This is a genomic window from Alienimonas chondri (assembly GCF_013036045.1).
Lineage (GTDB): Bacteria > Planctomycetota > Planctomycetia > Planctomycetales > Planctomycetaceae > Alienimonas > Alienimonas chondri.
The window spans coordinates 1-9,768 of the sequence record NZ_WTPX01000165.1 but is presented as its reverse complement, the minus strand read 5'-3'; the positions used below and the strand labels follow the sequence as shown (position 1 = coordinate 9,768).

The 9,768-nt window shown below is 68.8% G+C and carries 9 protein-coding genes; 2 read left to right on the top strand and 7 right to left on the bottom strand.

Translation table 11 applies throughout. The features are described 5' to 3' along the window. Nucleotides 1–237: 237 nt before the first annotated feature. From LzC2_RS18210 to LzC2_RS18190, 5 genes are all read right to left on the bottom strand, one after another. The gene (locus tag LzC2_RS18210; protein ID WP_171189457.1) at nt 238–1,728 is read right to left on the bottom strand and encodes a hypothetical protein; all 1,491 of its coding nucleotides are present in this window, start codon (nt 1,726–1,728) and stop codon (nt 238–240) included. Further along, nucleotides 1,725–2,369, bottom strand: a complete 645-nt coding sequence (locus LzC2_RS18205) for a sigma-70 family RNA polymerase sigma factor (RefSeq protein WP_171189456.1) — start codon at nt 2,367–2,369, stop codon at nt 1,725–1,727. The genes LzC2_RS18210 and LzC2_RS18205 overlap by 4 nt, the downstream gene beginning before the upstream one ends. Nucleotides 2,370–2,543: 174 nt before the next feature. Then, nucleotides 2,544–3,683 carry a prolipoprotein diacylglyceryl transferase gene (locus LzC2_RS18200; protein ID WP_171189455.1) on the bottom strand — a complete coding sequence of 380 codons (1,140 nt, stop codon included), beginning with the start codon at nt 3,681–3,683 and terminating at the stop codon, nt 2,544–2,546. Nucleotides 3,684–3,734: 51 nt separating this feature from the next. Next, nucleotides 3,735–4,688, bottom strand: coding sequence for a pantoate--beta-alanine ligase (panC, locus tag LzC2_RS18195; protein ID WP_206678786.1), 954 nt, complete (start codon nt 4,686–4,688; stop codon nt 3,735–3,737). Nucleotides 4,689–4,698: 10 nt separating this feature from the next. Continuing rightward, entirely contained in the window at nt 4,699–5,580 is an 882-nt protein-coding gene (locus LzC2_RS18190) for a DUF1571 domain-containing protein (protein ID WP_171189454.1), read from the bottom strand. A 511-nt stretch (nt 5,581–6,091) separates the two neighbouring features. Between LzC2_RS18190 and LzC2_RS18185 the strand changes: the two genes are divergently transcribed. Next, complete coding sequence (locus LzC2_RS18185) at nt 6,092–6,802, top strand: hypothetical protein (RefSeq protein WP_171189453.1); 711 nt, start codon at nt 6,092–6,094, stop codon at nt 6,800–6,802. A 62-nt stretch (nt 6,803–6,864) separates the two neighbouring features. After that, nucleotides 6,865–7,428, top strand: a complete 564-nt coding sequence (gene scpB / locus LzC2_RS18180) for an SMC-Scp complex subunit ScpB (RefSeq protein ID WP_171189452.1) — start codon at nt 6,865–6,867, stop codon at nt 7,426–7,428. A gap of 49 nt (nt 7,429–7,477) precedes the next feature. Here the strand turns inward: scpB and LzC2_RS18175 are convergent, their stop codons facing one another. Next, nucleotides 7,478–8,155, bottom strand: a complete 678-nt coding sequence (locus LzC2_RS18175; RefSeq protein ID WP_171189451.1) for a nucleoside/nucleotide kinase family protein — start codon at nt 8,153–8,155, stop codon at nt 7,478–7,480. Continuing rightward, the gene (gene mtaB, locus LzC2_RS18170; protein ID WP_171189450.1) at nt 8,152–9,495 is read right to left on the bottom strand and encodes a tRNA (N(6)-L-threonylcarbamoyladenosine(37)-C(2))-methylthiotransferase MtaB; all 1,344 of its coding nucleotides are present in this window, start codon (nt 9,493–9,495) and stop codon (nt 8,152–8,154) included. The genes LzC2_RS18175 and mtaB overlap by 4 nt, the downstream gene beginning before the upstream one ends. Between the last annotated feature and the right edge of the window lie 273 nt (nt 9,496–9,768).

The window sequence follows — 9,768 nt, the reverse complement described above, 5'->3', positions numbered from 1 at the left end:
GCGGAAGGGCGGGGCACGGGGCGCATCAATCCGGCTCTGTTCGCGACGGCCGGGGGGCGGTTGAACCGCTCCTCCCCGGCGAGGGGCGCCGATCGGATGCGGCGGCGACAAGCCGCTTCGCGTCGATCGGGCGGGGCAGGCCAGCGGTCGGCCACGCGACCGGCGCCGTCCTCGCCCTCGTCAACTGTCGGCCCCCGAAGGTGCGAAGCTGTAACGAATGTGACGAACCCGCCGGTTTTATGGCGGCGACTCGCCGGCGACCGGCTCGGTCGACTCCGGCGGCGGCTCGAAGAGCACCAGGATCGGAACGCGACCGTCGTCCTGTCTGTCCGGGGGAGGCTCGCCCGGCGTAATCCGCTCCTCCTCTGAAGAATCGAGTTCCGTCTCGGCAGGCGACTTCTCGAATTGCATGTCCCGCGTCGCGGGCGCGGCCCCGCCTGAACCGGCCTCCGGCGGCGCTGCGTACAGAGTTGAAGATCCTGCCGGGGGGGCGACCCGCATTTGATAGGGGAGAGCCGACAATCGTCGGCTGCCGGGATCTGCAGGCTGGCCCAACCCTGCCGAATCCAGCGGGGCCGTCGCTCCTCCGAAACCGCCGCCCGCATTGCCGTCCTGCGAAATGCCTCCCAGCGGAGCGCCGGGCGAAGGAGCGTTCGCTCCGCGACCCGAGTTCGTCGCTCTCATTCCCAGATCGTTCACACCGTCAGTCGATTGCTGGCTCAGTTCGGAACGAACGAGGAATCGAGCGGCTTCGGCGGACTTCAGCGGCTCCCCATCGGAGACGATCGCCCCGGCGGTCTCCGGCAGCACCGTGAGGCCGTCGCGGAACTCCTGGAAAGTCCGCTCGAACTGAGCCGGCTCCGCGACGACGAGCACCCCGACCGGCCCCGGCAGCGATTCCAGCTGAAAGTCCTGCGTCGTCGAGGTTTCAATGTCCAGCGCTGCGGCCGATTCGCCGGCGCCCTTATCAGCGGTCGGCGGGATCCCGAACCCCGCCTGTTTGTCCCGACCGTTTCGCGGCACGATCGAATTTCGCATGGCGACGGTTTCGAACTGGTGCACCGCGAGAGAGTTGGAAAGCGGCGACACGCTCTGAACGCGGACGACCCGCACGACATTGGACAACGATGCCAAGCGACCGAATGACTCCGCGGGGGCGTTTGTGGGCGAGTCGACTCCGAAACTCCCGGGGGCGGCTTCCATCAGTTCTCGGGGGGCGACGGCGTCCGCGAGTTCCGGGACGGGAATCGCTGTAGCCGGCGGACCGCCGGGGCCGGGTCGCATCGTCGCCCCGTCGGCCTCCGCCAGTTCGGGAAGCCGGGCGGAGGCATCGCCGGCCGCATCGTTCGTCGCGACGCCGCGGGCGCCGTCCTTTATCGGCGGCCACAACAGCGCCACGCCGGCCAACAACGCCGCGGTGACGGCGAGACCGCCGACGATGCGCAGGCTCCGTCGCCACAACGGCGCGGGATCGGCGGTTCCTGCGTCCGGGCCAAGGGCGACATCCGGCGGGGCGTCGGCGCGAGAATTCTCCGGGACGACGGGGTCGTCCTCTGTAAGAGGCTCTTCCAGGTCCACGGCGATCGCGGCGAGCACGCCGTCGCGGAAGCCCCGCGGGGCGGGGGACCGGGGCAATGCGGTCAGCAGTGCCGACAAAGCCGCGTCGGCCACGTCGTCAAAGGGCAATTCGCCCGCGTCGTCCGCGGCGGGAGGGAGGCGGTCGCTCATCGGGGCGTTCCCCCCGGGCAGGGCTCCGCAGACCGTTCGGTCAAAAGCGAGGCCAGACGGCGACGCAGTTCCGCCCGACCACGATGCAAACGGCTGCGGACGGTGCCGACCGGCACGGCGACGACCTCGGCGATCGCTTCGTAGGAGAGATCCTCGAATTCTTTCAGAACGACGACGACCCGGTAGTCCTCCGGCAGTTCGGCAATCGCGGAGCGGACGGCCCGGTTTCGTTCGTCACACAGGGCCGCCGCGTCCGGCGCCGGGGCACGCACGTCTTCCCGGGGGCCGGTCGGGAGGCCGGTGCGGGTGCCGCGGCGGGCGGCGGTGCGGCGGCGGGAGGAGGCGGCGTTCAACGCGATTCGAGTCAGCCAGGTACGAAACGAACTGTCCCCGCGGAAGGTGTCCAATTTCCGCCACGCCTTCAGAAACGCTTCCTGTGCCGCGTCCGAGGCCTCGTGCGGGTCGCCCAGCAGTTTGGCGAGGGTGTCGTGGACGCGGTCGGCGTGTCGATCGACCAGCGCCCCGAACGCCTCCTGCCGGCGTCGGCCGGAGGCGGTCGTATCGACGGCGCGAGCGATGAGGACCGCATCGGACGGGACGGCGTCCGACGGCCCGTCGCAGGGCGGGTCGGACGACGGCACGGCCGGTGCGGCGGCTTGAGGAGCGGCGGTCGGCGGGGTGGGGGGGATGCGGGGGGCCTTCCGGCCGGGTTCGTACGTCAGACGACGCGGCTTCGCAAAAAGTTCCCCGATCTTGGCGAACGATCGCGGACTTCCGGGAATCACCGGTGCACCGCGATTCTGCCCGCCCCCGCGTCATCCCGCCACGGACGCCGGACCCGACGGGGCCGGACCCGACGGGGCCGCGGTTCCTTCGTTCTTTTCGTCAGGAGACCACGTCAGCCAGGCCGCAAGCAGCGCCCCCAGGGCGAACAAGACGATCCCCATGGATTGGGCGAGCGTCAGGCCGGTGTCGAGAAAGCCGGTGTCGTCGCCGCGGAGGACTTCCAACGTGGCCCGAGCGGGCGGATAGATCAGCAGGGCCATCGCCAGCACCGCGCCGTCCCGCGGCCGGCGGGGGAAGTAGGCCGCAGTGAGGGCCGACAGGATCAGTGCGTTGAACGAGCTATACAGCTGCGTCGGATGGAGACCGTAGGTCCGCGGCGCGTCGGGCGAGAGGAACCCGCGGCCGACGAGCGCGTCATAGGTGATGCCGCCCTCGGGGAAGTGGATCGCCCACGGCAGTTCGCACCGGTCGCCCCAGCAGCAGCCGTACATCAGGCAGCCGATCCGCCCGAACGCCAAGCCGAGGAAGCAACTGGGGATCGCCACGTCCGCGGCCCGCAGGGGGCTGACTTTCCATCGACGACAGACCCACACCAGAGCGAGCGCCGCCCCGACGACCCCGCCCAGCAGTACCAGGCCGCCGTCGGACAGATTGACCGTTCGCTTGATCGCCTCGAACAACCCCAGCGATGTGCCGGCCGGCGCCGCGTAGACGCGTTCATGCTCGCGGATCAGGTAGTTCAATCTCGCCCCGCCGATCCCCGCGGCGAAGGCCCAGAAGGTCATGTCGTAGGCCAGTCCCTCGGGCAGCCCGGCCCGCTTGAGCCTCCGCAGGCCGGTCCATCCGCCCGCCGCGAACCCACAGAAGATCATCACTCCGTAGCCAAACACCGGCACGCCAGCGAAGTCCTCCGGCAGCAACCCCCCGATCCACAGCGGCAGCGAAAGCAGTGCCGCCAGACCGGCGACAGCGATCCATCGCTGGGCGGCGAGTTCGGTCTCCTCGCCGTCGCCGCGTCGTGCGTCCGCCTGCTTGGCCAGCCAAACGCTGATGCCGCCGTAAACCGCCCACAGCAAGCAGATCAGCCAGACGCCGACCACCGGCACGCCGTCTTCCATCCGAACGGCGAACCATTCATCCGGACGAATTCGCAGCAGCACGGGCAGCATAAAACGGCTTCTTCTAGAGTTCGGCGATGCGGCCGGTTCGTTCGGATCGCCCTATGCGGACGAGGATCGCGTCGCAGAGACGTTATCGATTAAACGGGTGTCGCCCAGCTTGGCGGCGACGAGAATTCGCACGGTGAAAGGCGGTTTCGCCGGCGGGGGACCGAGCGTGGTCGGGCAGCGGACCGCGGCGTAGTCGACGGCGAAGCCGGCGTTCGACAATCGCTCCGCGAGCGCGTTTTCGACGCTCACGGGATCGACGCCGGACTCGATTGCGTCGCGTGCGGCGAACAGCGCGGCGGGCAGTTCCGCGGCGATCCGCCGTTGTTCCGGCGAGAGGTAGTGGTTCCGGCTGGACAGCGCCAAGCCGTCGTCGTCCCGGATCGTCGGGACGGGTTCGATCAGGTACGGCAGATTCAGGTCGTTCGCCATCGTGTTGATAACGGCGAGCTGCTGCCAATCCTTCTCGCCGAAGTAGGCGACGGCGGGGCGAACCATGTTCAGCAGCTTGAGCACCACGGTGGCGACCCCGTCGAAGTGCCCGGGGCGATGGGCGCCCTCGAGCGTCTCCGTCAGCGGGCCGCGGACCTGGACCGCGGTCGCGATGCCGCCGGGATGCAGATGCTCGTCCGGATACATGTCGCGGACGCTCGGGGCGTAGACGATCTCCGCGCCCGCATCGCGGCAGAGTTTCAAGTCGGCGTTAAGCGTCCTGGGATACCGGTCGAAGTCTTCGCCCGGCCCGAACTGCTTGGGGTTTACGAAGATCGACACGACGACGATGCCGCCCGCGACGTCGCGCATCTGCTCCGCGGCTCGCTCGATCAGCGCGGCGTGACCCGCGTGTAGCGCCCCCATCGTCGGCACCAGGGCGATGGGCGGGGGAGAGGCCTGAAGGACGTCATCCAAACCGGGAGTGAACGTCAGTTCTTCAAGACCGCCGGCGAGGGTCAGTCCCTCGGGGACGGACGGTTCGCTGAACGGTTCGTCTGGGGATTGATCGCTCACAGGAGGCCGCTCACAGCTTGTAGCTCGCCGGGTGGAAGTCGCGGTCGGAGAGCCGCACGTCGGTCTTGATGTCGGTGTAAGTGTAGTCTTCCGCCAGGACCGGTTCGCCGCCGCCGCGGCGGAATTCGTACTGTTGGAGGCGAACGGGCAGCTTCGTTTCCTTATCCATCCAGAGCCGGGTGCGGGCGAAGCGGAACTCCCGCCGCGGGATCGGGTGGCTGGACTCGATCACGACCACCGGGCGGCCGTTCAACTCGGCTTCGGCGAAGTATTTGACGTCGCATTCGCCGTAGCGGGACTCGGCGGTCCACTGCTCGACGACGCCGCGGGTCAGGTTGGCCAAGCCGGCCCGGGTGATCGGGTGGCGGCTGTTCGTGGTGACCAACGCGCTGTCCGGGGCGAGGTTCACCGTCCCGGCGATGCTACTGATCCCCGCCGCCTCTCGGACCATCATTTTGCCGTCGTTCTGGTCTTCGACGTACAACACCTGACGGCCCGCGTTCTCTTCGTTCGTGAATCGCAGGTAGACGCTGAACGGTTCGGCGCGGAATTTCATGCGGGCGAGATTCTGCACCGGCTTCCCGTTCACGATCTCCCGCCGCTTGAAGGTGGCGGTGTAGGAGGGGAGGGCCTCCGCCGCCTGCTGGCTGATTTTCGCGTAGCTGATCGCTTTTTTGAGCGGGTGGACCTTCGCCGCCTCCGGCTGCCCCGCGGCGTCCTGTGCCGAGGCGATCGGCGTCAGCATGCCGCCGACCAGCGCCGCCGACGCGATCCGTGCCGTGAGGACGATCAGCGCCGCCCGACGGGAGGGGGGAGCAGGGGGGGCGGACGACCGGGCCGACCGGGAGCATCCGGCGGGACAGGGCGAACAGGCGACGGCCGGGCGACTCATGGCGGTGGGATCGGGGCGTGAGGGACCGAAGGAGGTTCGGTACTTCATGACTCCTTCCAAGGGGAACCCGAACTTGGCGACGACAGCTACGAGACCCGTTGACTCGACGACGAGCCGTTCGACGGAGGGAGGGCATGGACCGAAACCGCGGCGGGCGGGGATGCGGGCGTGTCAGATCTACAACGGGGCCAGTCTCGGCGAGTCCGGGGGCTTGAAGTTTCCGCCGTCGTTGTGATCCTCCCCGCTGGGCTGTGGGATGGCGTCCACCGCGTCTCATGACCTGAAGCAACCCTCGTACCGCAGCGGGGAGGATCTCCCGAAGATTCGCCCCCGAAGCGGCACGGCGGTTGCATCGTTTCCCGCCGGAGGAGCGTCCGCACGGTGCGGTCGCCTCTCCCCCGGATGCCTCGATCGACCGCTTCTGGCGGCTCGCCTCGTGCTCAATCCGTGTTTCCGCCGGCCTTCGCGCCGGCATCCCGTGCATCTCAATGCCCGTCAGGAGGCGGCCGCGATGCGTGACGCCCACGGCCCATTGTCGACTTTGTTGCTCACCGCTCCCCTGCTGGTGGTCCCCACCCTGGCGGCGGTCGGATTGCCGGGAGCGGACTCCTCCGAAGCGCCGGCGGGGCTGATGCTCGGCGACGCGGCACTCGAGGAACGCCTCAACACGTTCTCTGAGGAAGGCTTCGACGATGCGTTCCCTGGAACGGACGACCCGGCGCCCTCCGGCGACGACCCGTTCGGCGGCGTGGAGCAGGCCGCCGACGGCGAATCGGACGGCGTCCGCTGGGCCGCGGGCGAGGACTCGTTGTTTCCCGGGGCGGTGACCACCTCCCGCGAAGTCTCCGCCGGTGAACTGGGCGAGTCCCCGTTGGCGAGCCTGGTGCCGGCCACGCCAGTGCGGTCGACTTCGGCTCAGGACCCTGACGGCCTAGTTCGCACCGCGGGAACCGCCGGCGTGCGGGCCATCTCCGCGAGGCTGAAGGAGATGGGAGCGGAACGGCTGGACTTGGAACCGTCCGGCGATCGGTTTTACTTCGGCTGCACGTTGTCGAACGCCGCGGGTCCGGGGGGACCGGTGGTCTCCCGTCGATTCGAGGCTGAGGCCGATACCCCCGCCGCGGCCGCGAACGACGTGTTCGCTCAGGTTCGCAGCTTCCGTGATGCGACGGCCGGACGCATCGACTCCGCCGATCTCGCGCTCGCTGAGCCGACCCGGTGAGACCCGGCGTCTGGGGACGTCTGCCGCGCGTCTGGCGGCCGCGGCCCCCGGAACGGTCGCGGGTGGATCGGTTCGCCCCCCGCGACGGAGGTCTCCCGGCCGCGACGGCGAAACTCGCTCGGTTGGAGGCCGCGTTGATGGCGGCCGATCGGCCGCTCTCGACGCGACGACTGGCGGAAGCCGCCTCGCTGATCGACACGAAGGAAGCCACGGCGCTGATCGAGGCGTTGAACGCCCGCAACGACGCCGCCGGGACGGCGTTCCGCGTCGAACGGGTCGCCCGCGGCTGGCGGTTGCTCACGCGCCGGCATCTCGCTCCATGGCTTGATCGCCTGCACGCTCGACCGACGGTGCATTCCCTGTCGGCCCCGCTGTTGGAGACGCTCACCGTCGTCGCCTACCGGCAACCCTGCACCCGGGCCGACGTCGACGCGGTCCGCGGCGTGCAGAGCGCCGACCTGCTCAAACAACTTCTGATCGACAAGAAGTTGATTCGCACCGCCGGGGAAGAGCAGACCCTTGGTCGGCCGTTTCTTTATGAGACGACGCCCAAGTTCCTGGAGACGTTCGGCCTGAGAAATTTGGCCGAACTGCCGGAAGTCGAAGGCCTGCCGCGACCTGCGTGATTGCGGCGAGCGGCGAGCGCCCACCCGCTGAGCGATCAAGCGGCGGGCGTCACCCGGGGGGCTGACGCCCACCGCTCGCCAGCAAAACCTCTGTCGCAATTGCGTCAACGCCTCGCACCTCGCCATCGGCGGAGCAGGGGACCCTCGCCCACCCGTCGCCGTTCGCGAGTTCTTCGTAGACCGCCGCCACCCGGGACAGATACTCCGCGTCGGCCTCCTGAAGGTCCGCGGCCTTGTCCGTGTAGTCTCGCTTCGCTTTTGCGGCGATCAATTGCGTCGCCAACGGTACCGGCAGGTCCAGCCAGACGGTCACGTCGGGGCGGGGCAGGGCGTTGAGCGTGAACTCGACGTGCTCGATGCGGCGTTTCAATTCCGTCCGCTCCGCTCCCTCTCGCTTGGCTCCCTGATGAGCGACGTTGCTGGCGACGTATCGGTCCAGCACCACCACGTCATGTTCCGCGAGGGCCGTTTCGAGCACGGGCTTCGATTCCAACCGGTCCCCCGCAAACAGCAGCGAGGCGAGAAACGGGTCGACCGCTTCTAGCGAGCCGAACCGACCGTTCAGGAAGTCGCCGATGCGGGCGCCGAAGAAGGTGTCGCTGTAGCGTGGAAAGCTGAGCAGCGTCGCCCGGCGACCGGCGGCGTTGAGCCCATCGACCAGCAACCGGGACTGCGTCCCCTTGCCGGACCCGTCGATCCCTTCCACGGCGATGAGTTGAGCGCTCATCGGTCGGTCCTCCGAGCGATCAGGCCGGCCGCGGACTCTGATTCGACCACGCCGTGAATCAATTGACTCTCGTCTCGCTGGAAGTCGCCGGGCAGTTCGACGGGGCAGAAGAAACGGTCCGTCCCGCGGACGAAGCCCGGCCGGTCGGCGGGGCGTTCAATCATCACCTCGGTCTCGCGACCGACCCGAGAGCGATAGACCTGCCGGGCGAGCGCGCGTTCAAAGCGACCAAGCCGAGCGACGCGTTCCTTCTTCACATCGCCGGGCACTTGATCGGGCATCGTCGCGGCGGGCGTGCCGCGGCGGGCGGAGAAGGGGAAGGCGTGCACCTTGACGTAACCGGCCCGCTGGCAGGCGGTCAGCGTCTCCTCGAACTCCGCCTCCGTCTCGCCGGGGAAGCCGACGATCACGTCCGTCGTGAAGGAGACCTCCCCGAGGGCGTCCCGCACCCTATCCAGCTTATCGAGGAACCGACCGATGCGGTAGCGGCGCCGCATTCGCTTGAGCACGGCGTCGCTGCCGGACTGCATCGAGGGATGGAACTGCGGGCAGAGGCGTTCGCAGTCCGCGGCGGCCTTGAGGAAGTCGTCGTGAATCTCCGCGGCCTCCACGCTGGAGAGCCGCATCCGCCAGTCGCCGGGAATCCGGTCCAGCTCCCGGAACAGATGCCACAATCGGTAGGGGGCTTTGCCGCTGCGGCCGCGGGTCGACTCGACGCCGTAGTGGCCGACGTGAATGCCGCTGAGCACCACCTCGCGGTAGCCGTTCGCCACGAGTCGCTTCACTTCTTCGACGATCGACTCCGCCGGCCGGGTCCGCAGGCCGGGGCGGACCTGCGGGATGATGCAATAGGTGCACTTCAGGATGCATCCGTCCTGCACTTTCACGAAGGCCCGATGTCGCCCGTCGAAGGCGCTGATGCCGTCCGGGCGATTCATCAGGCCGAGGCGGTCGAACACGTCCGGCAGTTCGCGTTTGTCCGGGACGACCTCCGCGACGTTCGGCAGTTGGGCGACGGCGTCGGGATCGCGGGTCGCGTAGCAGCCCATCACGATGGTGCGGGTCTGCGGATTGTCCTTCGCCAGTCGACGGACCAACTGGCGTCCCTTTTTGTCGCCCGCCGCGGTCACGGTGCAGGTGTTGACGACGCACAGGTCGGCCCCTTCGTGCTCGCCGGCCTCGCGATAACCGTTCGCCAGCAGCGTTTCGCGGACGAGTTGCGTCTCATACTGGTTCACTTTGCAGCCAAGCGTCACCAACCGGCAGGTCGGCGCCGCAGCGTCGTCGGCGGAGTCCGCCGTAGACGGGGCAGGGGGGGCGGTGAGGACGGGAAGCTGCACGAGAGAAAGGTCGCGTCGCCGACTCGGCGGGACGGCGTCGGCTTGGGGTGAGGAGCTGCGAAAGGAATGATGGCGGCCGGATCTTACCGCCCCCGCTTCGGTTCGGAACCGTCATGTCCGCCGCCTTGCTGCTTGTCGCCGCGCTGGCCCAGTCGCCGGCCACGGCGCCAGCGGAAACGTCGACTGCGACCGCGGGAAGCGGGACGTTCGCCCACGCCGCGATCGCCGCGGATCATCCCGCAGCGGCGGCGGCCGGGGCGGAGGCGTTGCGGG